The sequence below is a fragment of the Pseudonocardia nantongensis genome (assembly GCF_046546495.1).
In the GTDB taxonomy this organism is placed as follows: domain Bacteria; phylum Actinomycetota; class Actinomycetes; order Mycobacteriales; family Pseudonocardiaceae; genus Pseudonocardia; species Pseudonocardia nantongensis.
This window is the reverse complement of sequence record NZ_JBKGXT010000018.1, coordinates 17,623-42,262: the sequence shown is the minus strand read 5'-3', so window position 1 is coordinate 42,262 and position 24,640 is coordinate 17,623. Positions and strand designations below refer to the sequence as shown.

At 74.1% G+C, this 24,640-nt stretch carries 24 protein-coding genes and 1 pseudogene; 22 read left to right on the top strand and 3 right to left on the bottom strand.

Annotation, left to right across the window (positions count from 1 at the left end):
• The first annotated feature begins 74 nt into the window (after positions 1-74).
• From ACLFMI_RS19320 to hpt, 3 genes are all read left to right on the top strand, one after another.
• Positions 75-1,178: a zinc-dependent metalloprotease gene (locus ACLFMI_RS19320; protein ID WP_410949296.1), complete on the top strand. Its 1,104-nt coding sequence runs from the start codon at positions 75-77 to the stop codon at positions 1,176-1,178.
• A gap of 331 nt (positions 1,179-1,509) precedes the next feature.
• Complete coding sequence (gene tilS / locus ACLFMI_RS19315; RefSeq protein ID WP_410949295.1) at positions 1,510-2,682, top strand: tRNA lysidine(34) synthetase TilS; 1,173 nt, start codon at positions 1,510-1,512, stop codon at positions 2,680-2,682.
• Positions 2,683-2,770: 88 nt separating this feature from the next.
• Complete coding sequence (gene hpt, locus ACLFMI_RS19310) at positions 2,771-3,331, top strand: hypoxanthine phosphoribosyltransferase (RefSeq protein ID WP_410949294.1); 561 nt, start codon at positions 2,771-2,773, stop codon at positions 3,329-3,331.
• A gap of 6 nt (positions 3,332-3,337) precedes the next feature.
• Here hpt and ACLFMI_RS19305 read toward each other — a convergent pair whose 3' ends face one another.
• Entirely contained in the window at positions 3,338-4,318 is a 981-nt protein-coding gene (locus ACLFMI_RS19305; protein ID WP_410949293.1) for a trypsin-like peptidase domain-containing protein, read from the bottom strand.
• 370 nt (positions 4,319-4,688) lie between these two features.
• Here ACLFMI_RS19305 and ftsH point away from each other — a divergent pair, with 370 nt between their 5' ends.
• The 15 genes from ftsH (at position 4,689) to ACLFMI_RS19230 (ending at position 21,404) form a co-directional block, all read left to right on the top strand.
• On the top strand, positions 4,689-7,295 hold the full coding sequence (ftsH, locus tag ACLFMI_RS19300; protein WP_410949292.1) for an ATP-dependent zinc metalloprotease FtsH: 2,607 nt from the start codon (positions 4,689-4,691) through the stop codon (positions 7,293-7,295).
• A gap of 32 nt (positions 7,296-7,327) precedes the next feature.
• Complete coding sequence (folE, locus tag ACLFMI_RS19295) at positions 7,328-7,942, top strand: GTP cyclohydrolase I FolE (protein WP_410949291.1); 615 nt, start codon at positions 7,328-7,330, stop codon at positions 7,940-7,942.
• 48 nt (positions 7,943-7,990) lie between these two features.
• Positions 7,991-8,827 (top strand): dihydropteroate synthase, encoded by an 837-nt coding sequence (gene folP, locus ACLFMI_RS19290; protein WP_410949401.1) that lies wholly within the window; start codon positions 7,991-7,993, stop codon positions 8,825-8,827.
• Positions 8,827-9,225 (top strand): dihydroneopterin aldolase, encoded by a 399-nt coding sequence (gene folB, locus ACLFMI_RS19285; protein WP_410949290.1) that lies wholly within the window; start codon positions 8,827-8,829, stop codon positions 9,223-9,225. Before folP ends, folB begins: the two co-directional genes overlap by 1 nt.
• The gene (gene folK / locus ACLFMI_RS19280) at positions 9,222-9,743 is read left to right on the top strand and encodes a 2-amino-4-hydroxy-6-hydroxymethyldihydropteridine diphosphokinase (RefSeq protein WP_410949289.1); all 522 of its coding nucleotides are present in this window, start codon (positions 9,222-9,224) and stop codon (positions 9,741-9,743) included. Before folB ends, folK begins: the two co-directional genes overlap by 4 nt.
• Positions 9,740-10,288, top strand: a complete 549-nt coding sequence (locus ACLFMI_RS19275) for a DUF3180 domain-containing protein (RefSeq protein WP_410949288.1) — start codon at positions 9,740-9,742, stop codon at positions 10,286-10,288. The genes folK and ACLFMI_RS19275 overlap by 4 nt, the downstream gene beginning before the upstream one ends.
• Positions 10,289-10,349: 61 nt before the next feature.
• Positions 10,350-11,969 carry a PrsW family intramembrane metalloprotease gene (locus ACLFMI_RS19270; RefSeq protein WP_410949287.1) on the top strand — a complete coding sequence of 540 codons (1,620 nt, stop codon included), beginning with the start codon at positions 10,350-10,352 and terminating at the stop codon, positions 11,967-11,969.
• A gap of 436 nt (positions 11,970-12,405) precedes the next feature.
• Positions 12,406-13,329 (top strand): Rossmann-like and DUF2520 domain-containing protein, encoded by a 924-nt coding sequence (locus ACLFMI_RS19265; RefSeq protein WP_410949400.1) that lies wholly within the window; start codon positions 12,406-12,408, stop codon positions 13,327-13,329.
• Complete coding sequence (gene panC, locus ACLFMI_RS19260) at positions 13,326-14,237, top strand: pantoate--beta-alanine ligase (RefSeq protein WP_410949286.1); 912 nt, start codon at positions 13,326-13,328, stop codon at positions 14,235-14,237. Before ACLFMI_RS19265 ends, panC begins: the two co-directional genes overlap by 4 nt.
• 15 nt (positions 14,238-14,252) lie before the next feature.
• Positions 14,253-14,663, top strand: a complete 411-nt coding sequence (gene panD / locus ACLFMI_RS19255; protein WP_410949285.1) for an aspartate 1-decarboxylase — start codon at positions 14,253-14,255, stop codon at positions 14,661-14,663.
• A gap of 2 nt (positions 14,664-14,665) precedes the next feature.
• Positions 14,666-15,481, top strand: a complete 816-nt coding sequence (locus ACLFMI_RS19250) for a type III pantothenate kinase (protein WP_410949284.1) — start codon at positions 14,666-14,668, stop codon at positions 15,479-15,481.
• A gap of 135 nt (positions 15,482-15,616) precedes the next feature.
• Positions 15,617-17,074 (top strand): lysine--tRNA ligase, encoded by a 1,458-nt coding sequence (gene lysS / locus ACLFMI_RS19245; protein WP_410949399.1) that lies wholly within the window; start codon positions 15,617-15,619, stop codon positions 17,072-17,074.
• Between the two features lie 254 nt (positions 17,075-17,328).
• Positions 17,329-17,676 carry a histone-like nucleoid-structuring protein Lsr2 gene (locus ACLFMI_RS19240; protein WP_410949283.1) on the top strand — a complete coding sequence of 116 codons (348 nt, stop codon included), beginning with the start codon at positions 17,329-17,331 and terminating at the stop codon, positions 17,674-17,676.
• Positions 17,677-17,766: 90 nt separating this feature from the next.
• Positions 17,767-18,594: a siderophore-interacting protein gene (locus tag ACLFMI_RS19235; protein ID WP_410949282.1), complete on the top strand. Its 828-nt coding sequence runs from the start codon at positions 17,767-17,769 to the stop codon at positions 18,592-18,594.
• A 263-nt stretch (positions 18,595-18,857) separates the two neighbouring features.
• Positions 18,858-21,404 carry an ATP-dependent Clp protease ATP-binding subunit gene (locus ACLFMI_RS19230; protein ID WP_410949281.1) on the top strand — a complete coding sequence of 849 codons (2,547 nt, stop codon included), beginning with the start codon at positions 18,858-18,860 and terminating at the stop codon, positions 21,402-21,404.
• A gap of 63 nt (positions 21,405-21,467) precedes the next feature.
• Here ACLFMI_RS19230 and ACLFMI_RS19225 read toward each other — a convergent pair whose 3' ends face one another.
• Positions 21,468-22,133 (bottom strand): nucleoside/nucleotide kinase family protein, encoded by a 666-nt coding sequence (locus tag ACLFMI_RS19225; protein ID WP_410949398.1) that lies wholly within the window; start codon positions 22,131-22,133, stop codon positions 21,468-21,470.
• A gap of 56 nt (positions 22,134-22,189) precedes the next feature.
• Here ACLFMI_RS19225 and ACLFMI_RS19220 point away from each other — a divergent pair, with 56 nt between their 5' ends.
• The 4 genes and pseudogenes from ACLFMI_RS19220 to ACLFMI_RS19205 all read left to right on the top strand — a co-directional run bounded on the left by ACLFMI_RS19220 (position 22,190) and on the right by ACLFMI_RS19205 (position 23,779).
• Positions 22,190-23,059, top strand: a complete 870-nt coding sequence (locus tag ACLFMI_RS19220; RefSeq protein WP_410949280.1) for a YhjD/YihY/BrkB family envelope integrity protein — start codon at positions 22,190-22,192, stop codon at positions 23,057-23,059.
• A complete protein-coding gene (locus tag ACLFMI_RS19215) occupies positions 23,056-23,214 on the top strand; it encodes a hypothetical protein (RefSeq protein WP_410949279.1) in 159 nt (52 codons plus the stop codon). Before ACLFMI_RS19220 ends, ACLFMI_RS19215 begins: the two co-directional genes overlap by 4 nt.
• 83 nt (positions 23,215-23,297) lie before the next feature.
• Positions 23,298-23,432 (top strand): annotated as a pseudogene (locus ACLFMI_RS19210) (DUF779 domain-containing protein); the annotation flags it as partial.
• Between the two features lie 203 nt (positions 23,433-23,635).
• Positions 23,636-23,779, top strand: coding sequence for a hypothetical protein (locus ACLFMI_RS19205; RefSeq protein WP_410949278.1), 144 nt, complete (start codon positions 23,636-23,638; stop codon positions 23,777-23,779).
• Between the two features lie 27 nt (positions 23,780-23,806).
• Here the strand turns inward: ACLFMI_RS19205 and ACLFMI_RS19200 are convergent, their stop codons facing one another.
• Positions 23,807-24,625 (bottom strand): SIR2 family NAD-dependent protein deacylase, encoded by an 819-nt coding sequence (locus ACLFMI_RS19200; protein ID WP_458788594.1) that lies wholly within the window; start codon positions 24,623-24,625, stop codon positions 23,807-23,809.
• Positions 24,626-24,640 lie beyond the last annotated feature (15 nt).

Sequence of the window (24,640 nt, the reverse complement as noted above, 5' to 3'; positions counted from 1 at the left end):
GAAGCACTGAGGCCCGGCGGTCGACGGTCGCAGCGGAAGCACTGCGGGCCGACCCCGCGGGTAGCGTGACCGGCATGCAGCCCGAGACGCCCGGCCCGGCCGGATCGACCGCGCCCGATGCCGTCCCGCCGGCGTCCGGGGCGGTGGACCACGGGCTCCCGGTGAACTGGACCCTGGCCTCGACGACCGCCACCCGGCTGATGCAGCCCGGCCCGCGCACCACCCCGGCCGCCGCGTCCGCGCTGGTCGAGCGCCTGCGCGCGGACTCGGCCCGGGCCGAGGGGCACGTCCGCGAGGTCACCGGTCTGGGCGCCGGGCTGCCGCTGCTGCCCGCCGACGTGCTGGACCGGGCCGCGTGGGCGCGGGCCGCCGTCGCCGGGATGGACGCGCTCACCTCCGGGGCCGAGCTGCCGGCTTCGCCGAGGCCGCTGCGGGCGGTCACCTCGGCCGGTGCCGGGGTGCAGCTCGGCGCGCTGCTGGCCTACCTGGGCGCCCGGGTGCTCGGGCAGTACGACCCGTTCGGCGGCCCGGACGGGACCGGCCGGCTGATGGTCGTCGCGCCGAACGTGCACGCCGCCACCCAGTCCCTCGACGTCGACGGCGCCCAGTTCGGGCTGTGGGTGTGCCTGCACGAGGCCACCCACCGGCTGCAGTTCACCGCGGTGCCGTGGCTGCGTGACCACTTCGCCGACCTCGTCGGCGGGTTGCTGTCGCTGCAGGAGCCGGACACCGCCAAGCTCGCCCGGCTACCCGACGCGATCCGTTCGCTGCGCAGCGAGAAGGGCGAGCCGGCCGACGTGCTGGCCCTGGTCGAGCTGCTGCAGGGGCCCGAGCAGCGCGCGGTGCTGGACCGGCTGCTCGCGCTGTCCACGCTGCTGGAGGGGCACGCCGACCACGTGATGGACGCCGTCGGCCCCGAGGTGGTTCCCGATGTCGCCACCATCCGGGCCCGGTTCACCGAGCGCCGCCGCGGCGGCGGGCTCGTCGACCGGCTGCTGCGCAGCCTGCTCGGCGTCGAGGCCAAGATGCGCCAGTACGCCGTCGGCGCCGCGTTCTGCCGGGAGGTCACCGACGCCGTCGGGATGGCCGGGCTGAACCGGGTCTGGGAGTCCCCGGAGACGCTGCCGACCCGCGCCGAGCTCGCGACGCCCGCGGACTGGCTGCGGCGCGTCGGCTGACCGGGCTCCCGGACCACCGCCACCGGCCGTCCCGCGTGTCGAGCACCGTGTTATCGCTCCCGGCCCCGCCAGGGTGTCCCGAGGGGCGGCCTCGTCCCTGCCGGGGCCCCGAGGGTGCCCCTGGGAGCGTGTGCAGCCCCGGCAGCCTCGAGGGTGCCCCCGGGAACGCGTGCACTCCCGGCAGCTGGGGCGCGCCGGCCCGGGACGGCGCCTCTCGTGTCCCGAGGGGCGTCCTCGCCTCTGCGGGGGCCCCGAGGGTGCCCCTCGGGGCCGAGTGCCGGGGCTCGCAGGCGACGGCGTCGGTGGTGCGGCGGGGATCGCGGCGGTGCCGATGACACGAGGGTCGGGAGTCGCTACGCGCCGGGTCGAGCGGGCGGTGCGGGGCGCCCTCACCGCGCTGCCGGAGGTGGCGCGGTCGGCACCGCCGGTCGTCGGCTGCTCGGGGGGCGCCGACTCGACGGCTCTGCTGCTCGCCGTCCGCGCGATCGTGTCCGGGCCGGTGCTCGCCGCCGTCGTCGACCACGGGCTGCAGGACGGGTCGGCGGCGCGCTCGGCGGAGCTGGCCGGGCGGCTGCGCGCGTCGGGGGTGGACGCGGACGTGCACCCGGTGACGGTCACCGGGCCGGGTGGCACCGAGGCGGCCGCCCGCCGGGCCCGCTACGCCGCGCTGGCCGCCGCCCGGCCGCACCCGGACTCGCCGGTACTGCTCGGCCACACCCTCGACGACCAGGCGGAGACCGTGCTGCTCGGCCTCGCCCGCGGCTCCGGCGCGCGCTCCATGGCCGGGATGCGGCCGTGGGCCGCACCCTGGCTGCGTCCGCTGCTGGGCGTGCGCCGGGCGGACACCGTCGCGGCCTGCGCCGAGGCCGGTGTCACCGTCTGGGACGACCCGCACAACGCCGATCCGCGGTTCACCCGGGTCCGGATCCGGCGCGAGGTGCTCCCACTGCTCGACGACGTCCTCGGCGGCGGTGTGCCCGCCGCGCTGGCCCGCACCGCCGGCCAGCTCCGCGACGACGACGACGCCCTGTCCGGCTGGGCGGCCGGCCTCGGCCCCGACGACGAACCGGCCCCGGAGCCGGGGACCGTCACGGATCGGACCGGTACAGCCGGAACCGGTACCCACCCGACCACCGACTGTGACCGGCCGGGCCACGCGCAGGCGGACGGCGCGGGTGATTCCGGTGACAGCCCGGTACCGGGGACGGCACCCGCGGGCCTCCCGCCGGACCCGATCACCACCCCCGGCGACCCCGTCGCGGTGCTGCCGCTCACGGCCGCGCTGATCACCGCCCCGGCCGCCGTGCGACGCCGGGTCCTGCGGAAATGGCTGATCGGGCACGGCGTGCGGGCGCTCACCGACGAGCAGCTGCGGGCCGCCGACGGGCTGCTCGCCCGGCACTCCCGGCGGGGTGGCCCCACCCTGGGCGGCGGGTTGGAGCTGATCCGGACCCGTGGCAGGCTCGTGCTGCGCCACCGCGTCTGGGGGCGTGACCGGGAGTGACCGCTCGGCGAACGTGTGAGCCGCGCATCGATACAGCGGCGAACAAGGCGAACAGGGCCGACAGGGCGAACAAGGGGGTCGGGAACGCGTGTACGACGGGGACATCTCCTCGGTGCTGGTGACCGAGGAGCAGGTGCGGGAGAAGACCGCCGAACTGGCCCGTCGGGTCGCCGAGGACTACGCCGACGTCACCACCGGTGGCGGCGAGAGCGACCTGCTGCTGATCGGGGTGCTCAAGGGCGCGGTCATGTTCATGACCGACTTCGCCCGCGCGCTGCCGGTCCCGACCCAGCTGGAGTTCATGGCGGTCAGCTCGTACGGGTCGTCGACCTCGTCGTCCGGCGTGGTGCGGATCCTCAAGGACCTCGACCGGGACATCGCGGGCCGGCACGTGCTGATCGTGGAGGACATCATCGACTCCGGCCTGACCCTGAACTGGCTGCGCGGCAACCTGCAGACCCGCTCTCCCGCCTCGCTGGAGGTGGTGGCGCTGCTGCGCAAGCCGGACGCGGTCACGGTCGACGTCCCGCTCCCCTACGTCGGCTTCGACATCCCGAACGAGTTCGTCGTCGGGTACGGGCTGGACTACGCCGAGCGCTACCGCGACCTGCCCTACATCGGCACGCTGAACCCGGCCGTCTACGCCTGAGCGGGCTCAGCGCCCGAGCGCCGGACCCGCCGGTGTGGCCAGTGCCCGCGGGTCCACCCCGGGCGGGGTGCTGGTGAACCCGGCCCCGCCGGCCAGCGTCAGGCCGGTCGGGCCGTCGGTGCGCCGGGCGTAGTCCAGGGCGCGGCCCAGGTCGGTGTACTCGATGCTGGCCCGGTCGCCGGTCGTGGTGAGGCTGGACAGCACGCCGACGGCCGCGCCGTCGTCGTCGAGCAGCGGGCTGCCGGACTCCCCGGCCACGCCCGGGCTCATCGTGTAGACCGCGTGCCCCCAGCCGCCACCGACCTCGCCCGCCGCGGTCCCGGCCCGCGCCGCCGTGGTCCGGGCGCCGTCCGGACCGGGCGCGTTGGACAGGCCGTACACCGGCGCTCCGGCCGCGGGCGGGGTGTCGGCGATCCCGGTCGGGCCGCCGAAGAACGGCACCGCCGCCCCGGTCGTCGTGGCCGCGGGCAGCTCGACCAGCGCGAGGTCGTTGTAGGCGCAGGTGTCCGGATCGGTCTCGCCGCGGGTCTGCATGGTCGTCCAGGAGCTCCACGCCAGCGAGCCGGTCACCGTGCCCTCCCGGCCGTGCACCCGGACCGGCGTGCGGAGCGGGACGGTCGCCGAGGTGCAGCCGTCGGTCTCGGCCTCGTCGCCGGTGCCGGCGCAGTGCGCGGCCTGGGCGAGGAACGTCCGTTCGCCGCTGGTGAACACGAAGCCCGCGGTGCAGAGTCCGGCACCGGCGGTCTCGGTGACCGTGCCCGGCCCGATCGCGTCCGGGCCGGGGGAGACCGCGGTGACCGGTCCGGCCGGCAGGGCCCGTGCGCTGGTGGCGGCGCCGACCGCGGTGGCCTCCGGGGCGCTCGTCGGGGCGTCGGCTCCGTGCGGCTCGGACGGTGCCGTGACCAGCGCGAGCGCCGCCGACGCGGCCAGGCCGGCCGTCAGCACCGCCACCGTGCGCCGGGGGCCGTCCGCCACGCGCAGCACCATCCGCACCTCTCCGCCCTCGGACCTCGCCCGGCCGTGTCGACACCTGCTCCGCCGGGCGGAACGTGCGCGGGACGCCGCGGACCGCGGCGGCGCACCGGCCGTGCCCGTCAGTTGTCCCACACCGCCGTCCCGGGGTGTGCGGCGGGACACCATCCGTGACGCAACCGTGCTGGAACCTCCGGCAGCCACCGGACGTTGAACGCGAGGGTGCTCCGGACGGGGATCCGGGACCCGGGTCCGCCCGGCACGGATGCCCGGACGTGGGGCTATCCTGGCGGGTCAGGGCCGACCGGCGGGGGCGGTGCACCACACCTCGCCGCCGCCGCGAACCACTCTCGGGAAGGTGAAGGCCGCTCCAGGCCGACGTTGCATGGACCGCAAGCGACTGCTCCGCAACCCGCTGATCTGGATCCTCGTCGCGCTCCTGATCTATCTCGGGTTCAGCTCGCTGTTCGACGACACCCGCGGTTACACCGAGGTTCCGACGTCGGTCGCGCTGACCCAGATCGACCAGGGCAACGTCGCGGGCGCCCTGGTCGAGGACCGTGAGCAGCAGCTCCGGCTGACCCTGGACCGCCCGATCGACGTCCCGGGCAGCGGCAGCGTGACGGAGATCATCTCCCAGTACCCGGCGCAGAACTCCGGCCAGGTCTTCGACTCGCTGCGGCAGGTCCAGGGCATCGGCGAGTACGACACCGTCGTCCGGCAGGACTCGTTCCTGTCCACGCTGCTGATCACGATGATCCCGCTGGCCCTGGTGCTGATCCTGCTGTTCTGGTTCCTGAACAACTCCCAGGGCGGCGGCAACCGGGTGATGAGCTTCGGCAAGTCCAAGGCCAAGCAGCTGAACAAGGACATGCCGAAGAACACCTTCTCCGACGTGGCGGGGGCCGACGAGGCGGTCGAAGAGCTCTACGAGATCAAGGACTTCCTGCAGAGCCCCAGCCGCTACCAGGCGCTCGGCGCCAAGATCCCGAAGGGCGTGCTGCTCTACGGCCCGCCCGGTACCGGTAAGACGCTGCTGGCGCGGGCGGTGGCCGGCGAGGCCTCGGTGCCCTTCTACACGATCTCCGGCTCCGACTTCGTCGAGATGTTCGTCGGTGTCGGTGCCTCCCGGGTCCGGGACCTGTTCGAGCAGGCCAAGCAGAACGCGCCGTGCATCATCTTCGTGGACGAGATCGACGCCGTCGGCCGCCAGCGCGGCGCCGGACTGGGCGGCGGGCACGACGAGCGTGAGCAGACGCTGAACCAGCTGCTGGTCGAGATGGACGGCTTCGACGCCCGGGGCGGGATCATCCTGATCGCCGCCACGAACCGACCGGACATCCTGGACCCGGCGCTGCTGCGTCCGGGCCGGTTCGACCGGCAGATCCCGGTCGCCGCGCCGGACCTGGCCGGCCGCAAGGCGATCCTGCAGGTGCACGCCCAGGGCAAGCCCTTCGCCGACGACGTCGATTTCGAGTCGCTGGCCAAGCGCACCGTGGGGATGTCCGGTGCGGACCTGGCGAACGTGGTCAACGAAGCGGCCCTGCTGACCGCCCGTGAGCAGAGCAACCTGATCAACGGGGCGGCGCTGGAGGAGTCGGTCGACCGCGTCGTCGGCGGGCCGAGGCGAAAGTCCAAGGTCGTCTCTGAGCGCGAGAAGAAGATCACCGCCTACCACGAGGGCGGGCACGCGCTGGCCGCCTGGGCGATGCCGGACCTCGAGCCCGTCTACAAGCTCACGATCCTGCCGCGCGGGCGCACCGGGGGCCACGCACTCGTCGTCCCGGAGGACGACAAGGGCTTGATGACCCGCGCCGAGATGATCGCCCGGCTGGTCTTCGCGATGGGCGGGCGCTCGGCCGAGGAGCTGGTGTTCCACGAGCCGACCACCGGCGCCTCGTCGGACATCGACCAGGCGACCAAGATCGCTCGGGCGATGGTCACCGAGTACGGCATGAGCGCGAAGCTGGGTGCGGTGAAGTACGGCCGCGAGCAGGGCGACCCGTTCCTCGGGCGCTCGATGGGCAACCAGGCGGACTACTCGCTGGAGGTCGCCCACGAGATCGACGAGGAGGTGCGCAAGCTCATCGAGGCCGCGCACACCGAGGCGTGGGAGATCCTCAACACCTATCGCGACGTGCTGGACAACCTGGTCCTGGAGCTCCTGGACAAGGAGACGCTGAACCGCAAGGACCTGGAGCGGATCTTCGGGCCGGTCGAGAAGCGGCCGCGGATCACCGCGTTCAACGACTTCGGCGAGCGCACTCCGTCGGACAAGCCGCCGATCAAGACCCGGGGCGAGGTGGCCCTCGAGCGCGGCGAGTCCTGGCCGACGCCGGCGGAGGAGCGCACCCCGGCCCCGGTCGGGTCCGGGGTCTCCGCGAACGGCGAGAACGGCCACGACGCCGCGGCCGGGCTGCCCGGCGCGTCCCCGTTCCCGGCCGGCGGGTCCACCCAGGCCCGCCCGGACGCCCCGAACGAGGGCGGCTACAGCGGCAACGGCACGACCGGCGGTCCCGCCCCGTCCGGCTCCGGTGAGCGGCCCGCCCAGGGCCCCGGCGCACCGGGCAACGGCGGCCCGTACGGCGGGAACGGCGCCCAGGCCGGCAACGGCCGGCCCGGATCCCCCGGGGACCGGCCGGGCGGCTACCCGGCGCCCCCGCCCGCCGTCGCGCCCAACTACGGCGCGCCGCCGGACTGGCGGCCGGCGACCACGCCGCACGGCCAGACCTGGCCCCCGGCCAACTGGGGCGACCGGCAGCCGGGTCCGCAGCAGGGGCAGGGCCCGCAGCAGGGGCAGGCTCCGCAGCAGGAGCAGGCTCCGCAGCAGGGGCAGGCTCCGCAGCAGGGGCAGGGACAGCACGGACCGGCCCAGAACGGCCCGTGGACCGGCTCGGACGTCGGCCCCGGCCCCGGCGGAACCCCCGCGGATGACGGCTCGGCCGGTACCGAGGACGAGCAGCGGGGCACGAACCCGGAGGCAGGACACTGAGCACGTCGACGACGGACGGACTCCCCTCGCCGGTGCGGTCCGCGGCGGTCGCGGCCGGGGTGACCCAGGCCGTACCCGAGGGAGTGGACCTGGACCGGGCCGAGCGCGCGGTGCGCGAGCTGCTGGTCGCGGTCGGCGAGGACCCGGAGCGCGAGGGCCTGCGGGAGACCCCGGCCCGGGTGGCCCGGGCCTACGGCGAGATCTTCGCCGGGCTCTTCGTGGATCCCGACACGGTGCTGGAGAAGACCTTCGACGAGGGCCACGGTGAGCTCGTCCTGATCAAGGACATCCCGCTGTTCTCGACCTGCGAGCACCACCTGGTCCCGTTCCACGGGGTCGCGCACGTCGGCTACATCCCGGCGGTGGACGGCCAGGTCACCGGGCTGTCGAAGATCGCCCGGGTGGTCGACCTGTACGCCAAGCGCCCGCAGGTGCAGGAGCGGCTCACCGCCCAGGTGGCCGACGCGCTGGTGCGCAAGCTGGACCCGCGGGCGGTGATCGTCGTGCTGGAGGCCGAGCACCTCTGCATGTCCATGCGCGGCATCCGCAAGCCGGGCTCGCGCACCACCACCTCGGCGGTCCGCGGCCTGTTCAAGAGCTCCGCATCCTCGCGTGCGGAGGCGCTCTCGCTGATCAGGGGGTCCTGAGTGGTCGCCCCGGACGGTGCGTTGCCGGACCTGGGCCGTTGCGCGGTGATGGGGATCCTCAACGTCACCCCCGACTCCTTCTCCGACGGCGGCCGCTACCTCGACCGCGCCGACGCGATCTCGCACGGTGTCGCGATGCGCGACGCCGGCGCCGACCTCATCGACGTCGGCGGCGAGTCGACCCGGCCCGGCGCGCAACGGGTGGACGCGCCCACCGAGCAGGAGCGCGTGGTCCCGGTCGTCCGCGAGCTGACCGACGCGGGCGTGCGGGTCAGCGTGGACACCACCCGCTCCGAGGTCGCCGCCGCCTGCGTCGACGCCGGTGCGGTGATGATCAACGACGTCTCCGGCGGCCTGGCCGACCCGCGGATGGCCGCGGTCGTCGCCGAGACCCGGGTGCCGTGGGTGCTCATGCACTGGCGGGGACACAGCGCGGGCATGCAGCAGCTGGCCGGCTACGAGGACGTGATCGGGGAGGTCCGCCAGGAGCTGGTGGCCCGGGTCGACGCCGCGGTGCTGGCCGGGGTGGACCCGGACCGGATCGTGCTGGATCCGGGCCTGGGCTTCGCGAAGACCGCCGCGCACAACTGGGCGCTGCTGCGCCGGCTGGACGTGCTGGTGGCGCTCGGGTTCCCGGTGCTGGTCGGGGCGTCCCGCAAGCGGTTCCTCGGCGACCTGCTGGCCGCGGCCGGCGGTGAGCTCCGCCCGCCCGCAGGCCGGGACGGTGCGACCGCGGCGATCAGCGCGCTCTCGGCGGCCGCGGGTGCCTGGGGGGTCCGGGTGCACGACGTCGGCGCGACGATGGACGCCGTCGCGGTCAGCGCCGCGTGCCGGCTCGGCGCCTCCCGGGCGCGGACCGGCACGTACCGTCCGGAGGACGAGTGATGAGCGGCTCCGAGGCTCGTTCCGCGTCCGCCGCTCCCGACCGGATCGAGCTGCGCGGGCTGCGCGTGCACGGCCACCACGGGGTGTTCGACCAGGAGAAGGCCGACGGCCAGGAGTTCGTCGTCGATCTGGTGGTGCGCGTCGACCTGGCCGCCGCGGCCGCCTCCGACGACCTCGCCGACACCCTGGACTACGGCGCGCTCGCGCAGCGGGCCGCCGACGTCGTCGGTGGGCCGTCGCGGGACCTCATCGAGTCGGTCGCCGGGGCCGTGACGGAGTCGGTGCTGGCTGCCGACGAGCGCATCCGGGAGGTCGAGGTGACCCTGCACAAGCCGTCCGCACCGATCCCGCTGACCTTCGACGACGTCGCCGTCGTGCTCCGGCGGTCCCGGACGTGACCCGCGCGGTGCTGTCCCTGGGCTCGAACCTGGGGGACCGGATCGGGCACCTGCGGGCGGTCGTCGACGATCTCGTCGGCACGCTCGTCGTCGCGTCGCCGGTGTTCGAGACGGTGCCCTGGGGCGTCACCGACCAGCCGGACTTCCTGAACGCCGTGGTGATCGCCGACGACCCGGGCCTGGGCGCGTGGGACTGGCTGCGCCGCGGGCAGCGGCTGGAGGACGCGTCGGGCCGGGTCCGCGAGCAGCACTGGGGGCCGCGCAGCCTCGACGTCGACGTCGTGCAGGTCGACGGGCCGGATGGTCCGGTGCTCTCGGAGGACCCCGAGCTGCTGCTGCCGCACCCGGGCACCCCGGAGCGCGGCACGGTGCTGCTGCCCTGGCTGGTCGCCGACCCGGACGCGCTGCTGCACGGACACGGCCCGGTCGGCGACCTGCTGGAACGGCTCGGACCGGCCGGCCGCGCTGGCATGCACCGGCGCGACGACCTGCCCCTGCTGACCGGGGGGCGGCCGTGACCGCGTCCGGTCCGGACGGCCCGGCCGATCGGTCGCCGGGGGGCCCGGAGGACCCGCGGCCCACGGTCACCCCGACCCGGTACCGGGACCTGGGCGGGATCGCGGTGGTCGCGACGCTGCTGGGCAACATTCTGGTCCAACTGACGTACTCGTACCTGCCGGGGCTGCCGGTGGCCGCCGGGGTCACGGTCGGCCTGCTGGGTGTGGCCGAGATCGTCGGTGGGGTGCTGTTGCGCAGGCGGATCGAACACCGGCACGGCGCGCCACCGGTGCCCGCGCTGGTCGCCGCACGGGCGGTGCTGCTGGCCAAGGCGTCGTCGGTCGGCGGGGCGGTGCTCACCGGACTGTGGGCCGGTGTGTTGTTGCACACGTTGCCGCGGGCGTCCGTGGTGGTGGCCGCGGCGGCGGACAGCGTCTCGGCCGGCATCGGCCTGGTCTGCGCGCTGCTGCTGGTCGGCGGTGCGTTGTGGCTGGAGCACTGCTGCCGGGCCCCGGACGACCGGGACGACGACCCCGGCGGCGGGGACCCGCGCCCCACCGCCTGAGCGCACCTCGCCGGACATCGGGGGCGGTGCGCGGGCCGGTCGCCCTCTACGCTCGCGGGTCATGTCCATGCCCACCCTCGGCCGGCCGTACATCCCGACGGCGGTTCCGGCCCCGTCGGCGAAGCGGCGCGGCGTGCTGCTCCCGGTCGTCGGGCTGGTGCTGCTCGCGCTGCTGGCGGTGATCACGATCGGGGTGCTGCAGCGGGCCATCGGGACCGCCGGCGTGGTGATCGGCACGCTGGCGGCGCTACTGCCGGTGGTCCCCGTCGTGGCCGGGTTCCTGTGGGTGGACCGGTGGGAGCCCGAACCACCGCGGATGCTGATGGGCGCGTTCCTGTGGGGCGCCGGGTTCGCCGCGCTGGTCTCGCTACTGATCAACACCAGCGCGTCCGCCGTGCTCGACGTGGCCGCCGGTCTCGGCGCGGGCGACCTGTTCGGGCCGGTCGTCGTCGCCCCGCTCGTCGAGGAGTTGGCGAAGGGACTCTTCCTGGTCGGGCTGCTGGTGTTCCGGCGACGGGAGTTCGACGGCCTCGTCGACGGCGTCGTCTACGCCGGGATCACGGCCGCCGGCTTCGCGTTCAGCGAGAACATCCTCTACCTGGGCCGGGCGGTCTCCGACCCGCAGACGGCCGGGGTGCTGGCGACGCTGTTCGTGCGCGGGGTCGCCTCGCCGTTCGCGCACCCGCTGTTCACCTGCATGATCGGCATCGCGGCCGGGATCGCGGCCTTCCATCGCCGCGTCGTCGTGCGGGTGCTGGCCCTGCTCGCCGGATACATCGCCGCGGTACTGCTGCACGCGTTGTGGAACGGTGCGTCGGTGCTGGCGGCCTCGCCGGGTGCGTTCTTCCAGGTCTACCTGTTCGTGATGGTGCCGCTGTTCGCCGGACTGATCTTCATGGTGGTGTTCGCTCGGCGGCGCGAGGCGCGGATCGTCGCCGCGCAGCTGCCCGGCTTCGCCTCGGCGGGCTGGATCGCGCCCAGCGAGGTGCCGCTGCTCGCCCGGCTGTCCCGGCGCAAGGGGTGGCGGGCCCTGGTGCGGCGCAAGTCCGGGCGGGCCGCGGCGAAGGCCGTCGCCGAATACCAGGCCGCCGTCACCGAGCTGGCGTTCATGCGGGACCGGATCTCCCGCGGTGTGGTCCGGGAGAGCGCGGCCGCCGCGCACGACGGGAAGCTCGCCGTCCTCCTCGCAGCGCGGGCCCGCGCGATCGGACGGCCGGACTCCGCGGTGTCGCTCACCGCGGCATGGCGGATGCCACCGCCGCCGGACTGGCGCCCCCCGCCGCCGCCGGCTGCGGACGGCAGCTTCTCCGGCGTCCACAAGATCCCCACCGACCTGCTCGCCGCCCGCCAGCCCGGTCGGCCCGCCGGCCCCGGCGGCGTGCCGCGGGACGGCTCCGGTCGCCCTCCGGCCGGTGCCGCGCCGGCGCCCGGCGCCGTCCCGCCGCGTACCGGCCGCCCCGGACCGCCTCCCGCCGCTCCACCTCCCGCTCCCGGGACTCCGCCTCCCGCGGCTCCTCCCGCTCCCGCCGCTCCGTCTGGCGGCGCCCCGGCTGCTCCGGCTGGTGGACGTGGTGGGCACGGGGCCGGCCCCGGCTCCCCGCCCCCCGGGAGCGGCCCCACCGCCCCGGTCCGCCGCCCTTCCGACCCGCCCGGCCGGCACCGCCCGCCTGACCGACGCTGAGTCCCGGCCCGGCCCGGCCCGGCCCGGCCCGGCCCGGCCCCGGCACCCGGTTGACCCGCGGCCCGGTGGCTCCGTGACCCGACCCGGATCCGCACGGGTTCGTCGCGTTCACACGAGGTCCGATCCCGTGCGAACGCAGCGAACCCGTGTGGATGCGCCGACCCGGCGAAGGCACGGGGCCGCGACCGGGGTCCTTGCACCGGGTCCGGGCCGACGCCGTCCTCGGAGGGGCTGCCGAGTCGGATCCCGGTGCGAATCCGCGGGATGCGACGAGCGGCACCGACCACCCGGGTGAGGACGGTCACCGGCGGGCCCGGCAGGGCGGGACGCGGCCTATCCTCGCGTCCGGCACGCGGCCACCGAGGTCGCGCGCACCGCGGATTGCCCGACCGGTACCCCTGCTGGACCGGAGCGGGAGGAAACGGACCTGACTGTGATCGATGCCGGCCGCCCTGCGCGGCTCGCCGTCGGCGTGGTCTCCGCCGGACGTGTCGGTTCGGTACTCGGAGCCGCGCTCGGCCGTGCGGGCCACCACGTCGTCGCCGCCTCCGCCGTCTCGCGCGCCTCCCGGAAACGGGCCGCGGACCTGCTCCCCGACGTTCCCCTGCTCCCGCCCGACGAGGTCGCCTCCCGGGCCGACCTGCTGCTGCTCGCCGTCCCCGACGACGTGCTGCCCGGTCTGGTCCGCGGGCTCGCCGCCGCGGGCTGCTTCCGTCCCGGCCAGATCGTCGTGCACACCGCAGGCTCGCAGGGCGCGGCGGTTCTCGCCCCGGCCACCGAGCAGGGCGTGCTGCCGCTGGCCCTGCACCCGGCGATGACCTTCACCGGCCGCCCAGAGGACGTCGAGCGGCTCGCGTCCTGCTGCGTCGGCGTCACCGCCCCCGGCGAGGCGGAGGAGGACGGCCCGGGCGCCGACCCCCGCGACGCCGTCGGCTGGAGCGTCGCCGAGGCCCTGGTGCTCGAGATGGGCGCCGAGCCGGTCCGGATCCCGGAGGCCGTCCGGCCGCTCTACCACGCAGCGCTCGCGCACGGTGCCAACCACCTGATGACCCTGGTCGGCGACTGCGTCCAGCTGCTCGAGTCGGCCGGGATCACCCCGGCCGGACGGCTGATCGCCCCGCTGCTGTCCGCCGCCCTGGACAACGCCCTGCGGCACGGCGACCGCGCACTGACCGGGCCGGTCGCCCGCGGCGACTCCGGGACCGTGCGCACCCACCTGGACCGGATCTCCACCGCGGACCCGGACCTGGCCGCGTCCTACCGCGCACTGGCCGGGCGGACCGCACGGCGCGCCGCGGCGGCCGGGTTGCTGGACGAGTCCGCCCTGCACGACGTCGAGAAGACCCTGGAGGAACAGTGAGCCGCAGCACGATCCCCCCCGGCTCCGCCGCCCCTGCCGGCTCCACCCGGAACGGCTACGCGCCCGGCCGGCTGACCGTGCACTCCGATCCGGCGAAGCTCACCCCGGTCACCCGCGCCCTGCGCGGCGCCGGCCGGAAGATCGCGCTGATCCCGACGATGGGGGCGCTGCACGAGGGCCACCGCGAGCTGATCCGGCACGCCCGCCGGCTCCCGGGCACGGTCGTCCCGGTCGTGTCGATCTTCGTGAACCCGCTGCAGTTCGGGGCGGGCGAGGACCTGGAGCGCTACCCGCGCCCGCTGGAGGCCGACCTCGAGGCGTGCCGGGAGGAGGGCGTCGAGCTGGTCCTCACCCCGCAGGTGGAGCACATGTACCCGCCGGGCTCGGAGACCCGCATCGCCGCCGGCGCGCTCGGTGACGAGCTGGAGGGCGCCGTCCGGAAGGGCCATTTCGACGGTGTCCTGACGGTGGTCTCGAAGCTGTTCCACATCGTCGGCCCGGACGTCGCACTGTTCGGGGAGAAGGACTACCAGCAGCTCACGCTGGTCCGTCGGATGGTGCGTGACCTGGACTTCCCGCTGTCGGTCGTCGGCGTCCCGACGGTCCGGGAGGACGACGGCATGGCGCTGTCCTCGCGCAACGCCTACCTCGACCCCGAGCAGCGCGGGCGGGCCGCGGTCCTGGCCCGGGCGCTCGTCGCCGGTGCCTCGGTGTCCGCCCGTGGGCCGGACGCCGTGCTGGCGGCGGCCCGCGCCGAGCTCGCCGCCGAGCCGGACATCGAGCTGGACTACCTGGAGCTGCGCGACGCCGACCTCGGCCCGGCCCCGGCGTCCGGCGAGGCGCGGCTGCTGGTCGCCGCCCGGGCCGGCAGCACCCGCCTGATCGACAACGTGCCCGTCGCGCTGTAGCCAAGAGGAGGCCCCGTGTACCGCACGATGATGAAATCCAAGATCCACCGCGCGACCGTGACGCAGGCCGACCTGCACTACGTCGGCTCGGTCACGATCGACGCCGACCTGATGGCCGCGGCGGACCTGCTCGAGGGCGAGCAGGTCACGATCGTCGACATCACCAACGGCGCCCGGCTGGAGACCTACGCGATCACCGGGGAGCCGGGCTCGGGCGTCATCGGGATCAACGGCGCGGCCGCGCACCTGGTGCACCCCGGCGACCTGGTCATCCTGATCTCCTACGGTTCCTACGACGAGGCCGAGCTCCGCGACTACACCCCGCGCGTGGTGTTCGTCGACGCCGACAACCGGGTCGCCGACCTCGGCGCCGATCCCGGCCACGCCCCGGCCGGATCCGGCCTGCTGTCCGGCGCGGCCCGGTAGCGGTGCTGCTCTGCATCGACGTCGGGAACACCCACGTCTCGCTCGGGCTCTACCCCGAGAGCGATCCCGCGGCCGACCCGTCGTCGCTGGCGCCGGAGCCCGAGCAGCGCTGGCGGATGCGCACCGACACCCGGGCGACCACCGACGAGCTGGAGCTCGCCGTCGCCGGACTGCTCGGCAAGCACTTCGACGAGGTGACGGCGGTAGCCGCGCTGTCCACGGTGCCCGGACCGTCCCGGGAGCTGCGCGGGCTGCTGAGCCGCTGGTCGGGCCGGATGCGGACGCTCGTCGTCGGGCCCGGCGTGCGGACCGGCGTCCCGCTGCTGGTCGACCAGCCCCGTGAGGTCGGCGCCGACCGCGTCGTCAACAGCCTCGCCGCGCACCACCTGTTCGGCACCACCTGCATCAGCGTCGATCTGGGCACCTGCACGAACATCGACGTCGTCTCGGCCCGCGGTGAGTTCCTGGGTGGCGCGCTCGCGCCCGGGATCGAGATCGCGATGCAGGCGCTGGCCGAACAGGCCTCGGCGCTGCGCCCGGTGGACCTGGTCCCGCCCCGGTCGGTGATCGGTCGGACGACTGTGGAGTCGTTACAGGCCGGGGTGCTGTTCGGCGCCGCCGGTCAGGTGGACGGCCTGGTCCGGCGGATCATCGCCGAGCTCGGCCCGGACGCGCTGCCGGTCACCGTGCCGGTCACCGGCGGCCTCGCCGAGCTCGTCCACGGCCGGGCCGACACGGTCACCCACCACGTCCCGGACCTGACCCTGCACGGCCTGCGCCTGACCCACCTGCGGCACCACCGCCCCCGCGCAGCCTGAGCCGGCCGCCGAGGCCCGCGCGGCCTCGTCCGGGGCGGGCACCGGGCCGTGCCGGCGTGCCGGATAGCCTGACCTGCCGTGAACACTCCCGGCACCCCCACCGACCCCGGATCCGAGGCAGACCTGCCCGAGCAGATGCGGGTGCGCCGGGCCAAGCGGGCGGAGCTGCTCGCCGCCGGCGCCGAGGCCTACCCCGTCGAGGTGCCCCGCACGCACACGCTGCGCCAGGTCCGCGACGCCCACCCGGACCTGCCGGCGGACACCGCGACCGGTGAACGGGCCACGGTCGTCGGACGGGTGATCTTCCTGCGCAACACCGGCAAGCTGTGCTTCGCGACGTTGCGCGAGGGCGACGGCACCGAGCTGCAGGCCATGCTCTCGCTGGACCGGGTCGGGGCGGACGAGCTGGCCCGGTGGAAGGCGATGGTCGACCTCGGGGACCACGTCGTGGTCCGGGGCGAGGTCATCACCTCGCGGCGCGGTGAGCTCTCCGTGCAGGCCGACGGGTGGTCGATGGCGTCGAAGTCGGTGCGTCCGTTGCCGACCGCGCACAACGAGCTGTCCGAGGAGAACCGGGTCCGGCAGCGCTACGTCGACCTGATCGTCCGCCCGCAGGCGCGGGAGACGGTGCGGGCCCGCTCCGCGGTGCTGCGGACCGTGCGGGAGACGCTCACCGAGCGCGACTTCATCGAGGTCGAGACCCCGATGCTGCAGTTGCTGCACGGCGGCGCGACCGCGCGCCCGTTCGTCACGCACGCGAACGCCCTCGACGCGGACCTCTACCTGCGGATCGCGCCGGAGTTGTACCTGAAGCGTTGCGTGGTGGGCGGTATCGAGCGGGTCTTCGAGTTGAACCGGGTCTTCCGGAACGAAGGCATCGACTCGACCCATTCCCCGGAGTTCGCGATGCTGGAGGCCTACCAGGCCTATGCCACCTACGACGACATGGCGGTCCTGACCCGGGAGCTGATCCAGTCGTCGGCGCGTTCCCTGTTCGGATCCACGGTCGTGCGACACCAGGACGGAACGGAACACGATCTCGGCGGCGAGTGGCGTTCGGTGACGCTCTACGGATCGGTCTCGGACGCCGTCGGGCGGACTGTGACGCCGGACACAGAACTGTCCGTGCTGCAGGAGATCGCGAAGGCGCACGACGTCGACATCACCGATTACCCGACGCCCGCGCAGATCGTTCTGGAGCTCTTCGAGAAGCTCGTCGAACACACGCTCGTCGAGCCGACCTTCGTGCGGGACTTCCCGGTCGAGGTGCGGCCGCTGACCCGGGCGCACCGGGACGACCCGCGGCTGTCGGAATCCTGGGATCTCATCGTGTTCGGGGTCGAGCTGGCCACCGCGTACTCCGAGCTGGTCGATCCGGTGGAGCAGCGGGAACGGCTGCAGGCGCAGTCGCGAAAGGCCGCGGCCGGCGACCCCGAGGCGATGCAGCTCGACGAGGACTTCCTGCGCGCCATGGAGTACGGCATGCCGCCCACCGGCGGGATGGGCATGGGCGTCGACCGGTTGTTGATGACGCTGACCGGCCTCGGGATCCGGGAGACGATCCTCTTCCCGCTGGTGCGCGGGGAATCCTGATTCGCATTCGGAGGTGACCACCGCACCGTGGCCGCCTCCCGTATCGCCGCCCGAACGTGTGGTATTCGATCGCGATCCGCAATCCAGGAGCCCCGGACTCGACGGGTCGTGCAATTCTCGGTTAGGCTCGAATCGGATCGGTTCCCGTGCGGCGCATGTCGAGCATTGCGTCCGGGTATTGCTGATTGGCAAGCCGGTAACGCGCCGGTCCGGTTCGCCCCACACGTGCACGGTCATTCAGGGAGGCTGCGGAGATGGCGCAGATCAAGGAGGTCCGGCTCGTCGACGATCTGAGCGGCGACGAGGCCGACGAGACGATCGAGTTCGGTCTCGACGGCAAGAGCTACGAGATCGATCTGACGACCGGCAACGCGAAGAAGATGCGCGAGGCGCTCGCCGACTACGTCGCCGCGGCCCGCCGCGCGGCGAGCCCGGCCGGCCGCCGGCGAGGAACGGCCTCGAACGCTGCGGCCCGCCGCCCCTCGGTGGACCGTGAGCAGAACCAGGCCATCCGGGAGTGGGCGCGCAAGCGCGGGATGAAGGTCTCCGACCGCGGCCGCATCCCGGCCGAGGTGCTCGAGGCGTACCACCAGGAGAACTGAGTTCGGTCAGGCGAGGCTTGCCTCAGGTGTGCGGGTGCGGGAGGGGTACCGTGATCGGGGCCCTTTCCCCCACCGCCGGGAGGCCGCCCGATGGCCCGTCGCGTCACCGAACTCGAGGTCCTGCGGACCGAACGCCTGAGCGCGCACATGGTGCGTGTCGTCGCCGGTGGCGACGGCCTGTCCGAGTTCCCGCAGACCCCGCACTCGGACCGCTATGTCAAGATCCTCTTTCCGCTCCCTGGTGTGACGTACCCGGAACCGCTGGACATGGACCGGGTGCACGCCGAGTACCCCCGGGACCAGTGGCCGGCGCAGCGCACCTACACCGTCCGCTCGCTCGACCACGACGCCGGCGAGCTCGTCATCGACTTCGTGCACCACGGCGACGCCGGCCTGGCCGGACCGTGGGCGGCCGCCGCCCGGCCCGGTGACCGGATCCGGCTGGTGGGGCCCGGCGGGGCCTACACCCCGGACCCGGACGCGGACTGGCACCTGCTGGTCGGCGACGAGGCCGCGCTGCCCGCGGTCGCGGCCGCCCTGGAGCGGATCCCGTCCGGTCGCCCGGCGGTCGCGATCCTGCAGGTCGATGCCCCGGGCGAGGAGCTGCCGCTGCCCGGCGCCGCCGATCTCCACGTGCGCTGGCTCTACCGCTCCGACGGTGCCGACGACCCGGACGGCACCCAGCTCCTGGACGCCGTCCGGGACCTCACCTTCCCGCCAGGGCGGGTGCACGCCTTCGTGCACGGCGAGGCGATCGCCGTCCGCGAGCTGCGCCGGCACCTCACCCGCGAGCGCGGGGTCACCCGCGACGACCTGTCGGTCTCCGGCTACTGGCGCCGGGGCCGGGACGAGGAGGGCTTCCGCGAGTTCAAGGCGGCCGAGCGCGAGCGCGAGGAGGCCGCGGTCCAGGCCGGTTGAGCCGGGGCGGGCATCGGCACCGAGACCGCCGGGGAACACGGCGGACCGAGCCGGTGTTGCCGCCCGTGTGCCGTCCGGTGCACGTCAGGTGGAGGCGCACGACCCCCTGCGACCGATACAGTGGTATGAGGTGCGCCCCGCGAGGGGCTCACCGGCGCGGTGTCACGCGAGGGCGCAGTGCTGGTGCCGGCGAGCCGGGACCGGACTACAGATGCTGGTCGCGCCGTACGCGTACGTGAGGCGCAGCAGGCAAGGAGTGCGAATTGTTCGAGAGGTTCACCGACCGAGCACGACGTGTTGTCGTCCTGGCCCAAGAAGAGGCCCGGATGCTCAACCACAACTACATCGGGACCGAGCACATCCTCCTTGGCCTGATCCACGAGGGCGAAGGGGTCGCCGCGAAGGCGCTCGAGTCGCTCGGGATCGCTCTGGAGGGCGTCCGGCAGCAGGTCGAGGAGATCATCGGCCAGGGCCAGCAGGCACCGTCGGGGCACATCCCCTTCACGCCGCGGGCCAAGAAGGTGCTGGAGTTGTCGCTGCGCGAGGCGCTGCAGCTCGGTCACAACTACATCGGCACCGAGCACATCCTGCTCGGGCTGATCCGCGAGGGTGAGGGTGTCGCGGCCCAGGTGCTGGTCAAGCTGGGCGCCGACCTCAACCGCGTGCGTCAGCAGGTGCTCCAGCTGCTGTCCGGCTACCAGGGCAAGGAGCCCGCCGAGAGCGGCACCGCAGGCCGGGGTGAGGGCACCCCGTCGTCGTCGCTGGTGCTTGACCAGTTCGGTCGCAACCTCACCCAGCAGGCCCGCGAGGGCAAGCTGGACCCGGTCGTCGGCCGGGAGAAGGAGATCGAGCGGATCATGCAGGTCCTCTCCCGGAGGACCAAGAACAACCCGGTCCTGATCGGTGAGGCCGGCGTCGGCAAGACCGCCGCCGTGGAGGGCCTGGGTCAGGCCATCGTCAAGGGCGAGGTCCCGGAGACGCTGAAGGACAAGCAGCTCTACACCCTCGACCTGGGCTCGTTGGTCGCCGGTTCCCGCTACCGCGGTGACTTCGAGGAGCGTCTCAAGAAGGTGCTCAAGGAGATCCGCACCCGCGGCGACATCATCCTGTTCATCGACGAGATCCACACCCTGGTCGGTGCGGGTGCCGCCGAGGGCGCGATCGACGCGGCGTCGATCCTGAAGCCGATGCTGGCTCGCGGCGAGCTGCAGACCATCGGCGCCACCACGCTCGACGAGTACCGCAAGTACGTCGAGAAGGACGCGGCCCTGGAGCGCCGTTTCCAGCCGATCCAGGTGCCCGAGCCGTCGGTCACGCACACCATCGAGATCCTCAAGGGGCTGCGCGACCGGTACGAGGCGCACCACCGCGTCACGATCACCGACGAGGCGCTGTCCTCGGCCGCGACCCTGGCCGACCGCTACATCAACGACCGCTACCTGCCGGACAAGGCGATCGACCTGATCGACGAGGCCGGCGCCCGGATGCGGATCCGCCGGATGACCGCGCCGCCGGACCTGCGGGAGTTCGACGAGAAGATCGCGAACGTTCGCCGGGACAAGGAGTCGGCGATCGACGCGCAGGACTTCGAGCGGGCCGCGCACCTGCGCGACCAGGAGAAGACCCTGCTCGGCGAGAAGGCCGAGCGGGAGAAGCAGTGGAAGTCCGGCGACCTGGACGTCGTCGCCGAGGTCGACGCCGAGCAGATCGCCGAGGTGCTGGGCAACTGGACCGGCATCCCGGTGTTCAAGCTGACCGAGGAGGAGACCACTCGGCTGCTGCGCATGGAGGACGAGGTCCACAAGCGCATCATCGGCCAGGAGGACGCGGTCAAGTCCGTCTCGCAGGCCATCCGCCGTACCCGGGCCGGCCTGAAGGACCCGAAGCGCCCGTCCGGCTCGTTCATCTTCGCCGGACCGTCCGGTGTCGGTAAGACCGAGCTGTCCAAGGCGCTGGCGAACTTCCTGTTCGGCGAGGACGACGCGCTCATCCAGATCGACATGGGCGAGTTCCACGACCGCTACACCGCGTCCCGGCTGTTCGGTGCCCCTCCCGGCTACGTCGGCTACGAGGAGGGCGGCCAGCTGACCGAGAAGGTGCGGCGCAAGCCGTTCTCGGTCGTGCTGTTCGACGAGATCGAGAAGGCGCACCAGGAGATCTACAACACCCTCCTGCAGGTGCTCGAAGACGGCCGCCTCACCGACGGCCAGGGTCGCGTGGTGGACTTCAAGAACACCGTGCTGATCTTCACCTCGAACCTGGGCACCCAGGACATCTCGAAGGCGGTCGGGCTGGGCTTCTCCGCGAGCAACGACGAGGCGTCGAACTACGAGCGGATGAAGACCAAGGTCAACGACGAGCTGAAGAAGCACTTCCGCCCGGAGTTCCTGAACCGCATCGACGACATCGTCGTCTTCCACCAGCTCACCCAGGAGCAGATCGTCGAGATGGTCGACCTGATGATCGGGCGGGTGGAGTCCCAGCTGGCCAACAGGGACATGGCCATCGAGCTCACCGACAGCGCCAAGAGGCTCCTGGCACGTCGCGGGTTCGACCCGGTCCTCGGTGCCCGGCCGCTGCGCCGCACCATCCAGCGCGAGGTCGAGGACCAGCTCTCCGAGAAGATCCTCTTCGGCGAGCTGGAGGCCGGCCAGATCGTGCTGGTGGACGTCGAGGGTCTCGACACCGAGGCCGACGAGGGTTCCAAGGCCTACGACGACAAGGCGCACTTCACCTTCCGTGGTGAGGCCAAGCCGTCGGAGCCGGTGCCGGACACCCCGCCGACCGCGATGGCGAGCGGCGAGGAGTGAGGTAGCCGCAGGCTCGCGAGGGGCCCGTCCCGGATCCGTCCGGGGCGGGCCCCTTCTCGCGGGTCAGGCCGGGAACTCCGCGCAGGTGACGACGAGGTCGGCCCGGTCGCGCCCGGTCGCGACCAGCCGGGCGTTCGGCTCGTCGGTGGCCGCGACCCAGGCCCGCGCCCGCTCCGGGGTCTTGCCGAACCGGACGTGCCGGGCCACGAGCCGTTCGAGCCGCAACGCCTCGTCGGTCTCGTGGAACCACACCTCGTCGAACGCGGCCCGGACCGGCCGCCACGCCGGGTCGTCGACGAGCAGGTAGTTGCCCTCGCTGACCACCAGCCGGCACGCCGGGTGCACCGGGACCGACCCGGCGACCGGCTGTTCGATCTCCCGGTCGAAGGCCGGGGCGTACACCGGTGGGTCCCCGTCGTCCGGCGTGCGGCGCAGCCGGTGCAGCAGCTCTGCGTACCCGGACGCGTCGAACGTGTCCGGGGCACCCTTGCGGTCCCGGCGGCCGAGCCGTTCCAGCTCGACGTCGGCCAGGTGGAAGCCGTCCATCGGGATGTGCGCGACCCAGCCCGCGTCCAGGCCGTCCGGGGGCGCGGCGGCCAGTGCCCGGACCAGGGCGTGCGCCAGCGTCGTCTTGCCGGCCCCCGGCGCGCCCGCGACGCCGAGCAGCCCGCGACGGCGCCCGCCGGCGAGCGTCCGCGCGCGTCGCACCAGCTCGTCGAACCGCTCGATCCGCTCCGGGCCCGCCGTCACGCCGCCATCGTCGCAGGGGCACTAGGTTCGCCCCCATGAGCTCGGTGCGTCCGGTGCCGGAGACGCGGCTGATGTCCGGCGACCGGCTGTCCGCCGACGACGCCGCGCACACCCTGCGCCGCTACGGCCTGCGCCACCTGCTGAGCAGCGGGTTCCTGCGCTTCCGCTACGGCGACGGCTTCTCGCACGCGCGAGCGTTCGGGATGCAGCTCGCCCTGGCGGCGGTGCCGCTGATCATCGCCGGGATCGGGCTGTCCGCCGCGGCCGGTGCCGTGGGGGCGTCCGAGGTGGTGGCCCGCACGGTGCTGGCGCTGTCCCCGGGCACCAGCGACGAGCTCGTCCAGCAGGCGGTGACCGGTAGCGACCCGGGCCCGGCGGAGCCCGGGGAGGACCCGGAGCGCGACGACACCCCCGCCGGGGAGCGCGGTGAGCTGGTGCTCGGGCTCGGCCTCCTGACCGCGTTCGCGGCCGCGACGTCGGCGTTCGCCCAGCTGGAGCGGGGGGCGAACCGGATCTACGGCACCGAGCGGGACCGCCCCGCCCTCGCCAAGTACGCCCGCGCGGCGCTGCTCACCGCGACCGCCGGGGTGGCGATGGCGAGCGGCCTGCTGCTGATCGTCGCGGGGGAACCGTTCGGGGACGCGGTGCGCGACGTCTACCGCTGGGGCCCGGGCGCCGAGACGGTGTGGGACGTCCTCCGCTGGCCGGTCGGGCTGGTGTTGCTCGTCGTCGCCGTCACGGCGCTGCTGCGGTTCGCGCCCCGCCGCAACCAGCCGGGGCCGTCCTGGCTCGCCGCCGGAGCCACGGTGACGGTGCTGGCGTGGCTGGGCGGGTCCGGGCTGCTCGCCTCTACATCGTCGTCGCGGACACCTTCGGCGAGACCTACGGCCCGCTCACGGCCGTGATGGCGCTGCTGATCTGGGCGAACGTCACCGGGATCGCGTTGCTCGCCGGGATCGCGCTGGCGGCCCAGCTGGAGGCCGTCCGGGCGGGGGAGGACGATCCACGCCTGCTCGACTCCGACGACGACGGCATCCCCGACCGCACCGATCCGCACTGAACCGGCCTCCTCGCTCCACCGGGTGCCCTCGACGAGCTCCACCCGCTCGGCCCGGCGCAGCACGTCGCGGACGCCCTCGCGCCCACCTGACCGTCGACGTGGTGCAGGGACGGGGCAGCGGGTTCTCGGTCGAGGCGCCGGAGGGTGTCCGGTTCCTGATCCGCTCCCGGCTCTTCACCGACGACGAGTGGCGGGCGCTGGAGCAGCACGACAACTGACCGACCGCGGGCCCGGGCACGTCCCGGGCCCGCGGTGTGCCCGCACCCGAGGAGGACACCGATGTCCGAGCCACACACCCTGCGCGGCCTGATGGGACTGGCGGCCGAGCCGGCCCCGCTGTCCCGCTCCACCCTGCTCATGATCGATCTGCAGAACAAACTCCACCGCGCGCAACGCGTTCAGCCTGGGTTACGCGCCGACCGTGGTCGCCGCGGCCACCGCGACCCGCGACCTGCCGGGTGTCGACGGTGCCGTCCCCGCCGCACAGGTGCACGCGGCCGCGCTGGCCGGGCTCTCGGACCTGCCCGGCCTCGTCGTCCGGGACCACACGGCCGTGCCGGACTGACCCGTGCGGGGCTGACCTGGACCGGGTTCAGCCGGTGCCGGGACGGCCGAGGGCGTCGTCGATCGCGGTCAGGGTGGCGGCCGCGGGGCCCGCGATCCCGACCCCGCGGTCGTGCCGGATCTCCGGTTCCCGGACGTTGATCCGCACCAGCGCCCCGGACGCCGCCGACGCCAGCTCCGAGCGCCGGCGGACGGTCGGCACCGCCGTGCCCGCACCCAGCTCGACGACCGCGAGCCCGGTCCCGCGCCGCTCGCGCAGCCAGTCCGCGTGCCGCGCCAGGGCCGGGGCCGCGTGCGACTCGTCCCAGCCGGTGTCGCCGAACATCAGGATCGCCGGCCGGGCGAGGGCGCCGCAGCCCGGGCACCGCGGCAGCGGTCCGGTCGCGCGCATCGTGTCCTCGTCGACCGGCACGTCGATCGATCCGTCGGGGCCGTCGGCAGGCCACACCCCGTACCCGCACAGCCGCAGGCACTGCAGGTGGTGGATGGAACCGTGCACCTCGGCGACGTCGTCGGCCGGGAACCCGGCGCGCTGGAAGTGTCCGTCCACGTTGGAGGTGAACACGGTCGTCGGTCGGGTCCGGGCCCAGCGCCGCAGGATGTCGAACCCGGTGTGCGGGACGGTCTGGCGGTAGAGCTCGAGGCGGTGGCCGTAGAAGCCCCATGCCAGCTCCGGGTCGTCGGCGAAGTGCTCCGGATCGGCCAGTTCCTCGAACCGCAGACCCAGCCGGGCGTAGGGCGGGTAGGCCCGCCAGAACCCCTCGGAGCCGCGGAAGTCCGGCAGCCCGGAGTCCACACCCATCCCGGCCCCCGCGGTGACCAGCAGGGCCTGCGCCCCGCCGATCATGTCCGCGGCGGCCGC

What these genes read in the sequence shown, in the direction of transcription:
- folP (WP_410949401.1), top strand. Translation starts at nt 7,991, where the DNA reads ATGGGGATCCTCAACGTCACCCCCGACTCCTTCTCCGACGGCGGCCGC.
- lysS (WP_410949399.1), top strand. Translation starts at nt 15,617, where the DNA reads ATGCGGGTGCGCCGGGCCAAGCGGGCGGAGCTGCTCGCCGCCGGCGCC.
- ACLFMI_RS19305 (WP_410949293.1), bottom strand. Translation starts at nt 4,318, where the DNA reads ATGGTGCTGCGCGTGGCGGACGGCCCCCGGCGCACGGTGGCGGTGCTG.
- ACLFMI_RS19200 (WP_458788594.1), bottom strand. Translation starts at nt 24,625, where the DNA reads ATGATCGGCGGGGCGCAGGCCCTGCTGGTCACCGCGGGGGCCGGGATG.
- ACLFMI_RS19240 (WP_410949283.1), top strand. Translation starts at nt 17,329, where the DNA reads ATGGCGCAGATCAAGGAGGTCCGGCTCGTCGACGATCTGAGCGGCGAC.
- folB (WP_410949290.1), top strand. Translation starts at nt 8,827, where the DNA reads ATGAGCGGCTCCGAGGCTCGTTCCGCGTCCGCCGCTCCCGACCGGATC.
- ftsH (WP_410949292.1), top strand. Translation starts at nt 4,689, where the DNA reads ATGGACCGCAAGCGACTGCTCCGCAACCCGCTGATCTGGATCCTCGTC.
- ACLFMI_RS19220 (WP_410949280.1), top strand. Translation starts at nt 22,190, where the DNA reads ATGAGCTCGGTGCGTCCGGTGCCGGAGACGCGGCTGATGTCCGGCGAC.
- tilS (WP_410949295.1), top strand. Translation starts at nt 1,510, where the DNA reads ATGACACGAGGGTCGGGAGTCGCTACGCGCCGGGTCGAGCGGGCGGTG.
- ACLFMI_RS19320 (WP_410949296.1), top strand. Translation starts at nt 75, where the DNA reads ATGCAGCCCGAGACGCCCGGCCCGGCCGGATCGACCGCGCCCGATGCC.
- ACLFMI_RS19270 (WP_410949287.1), top strand. Translation starts at nt 10,350, where the DNA reads ATGTCCATGCCCACCCTCGGCCGGCCGTACATCCCGACGGCGGTTCCG.
- ACLFMI_RS19235 (WP_410949282.1), top strand. Translation starts at nt 17,767, where the DNA reads ATGGCCCGTCGCGTCACCGAACTCGAGGTCCTGCGGACCGAACGCCTG.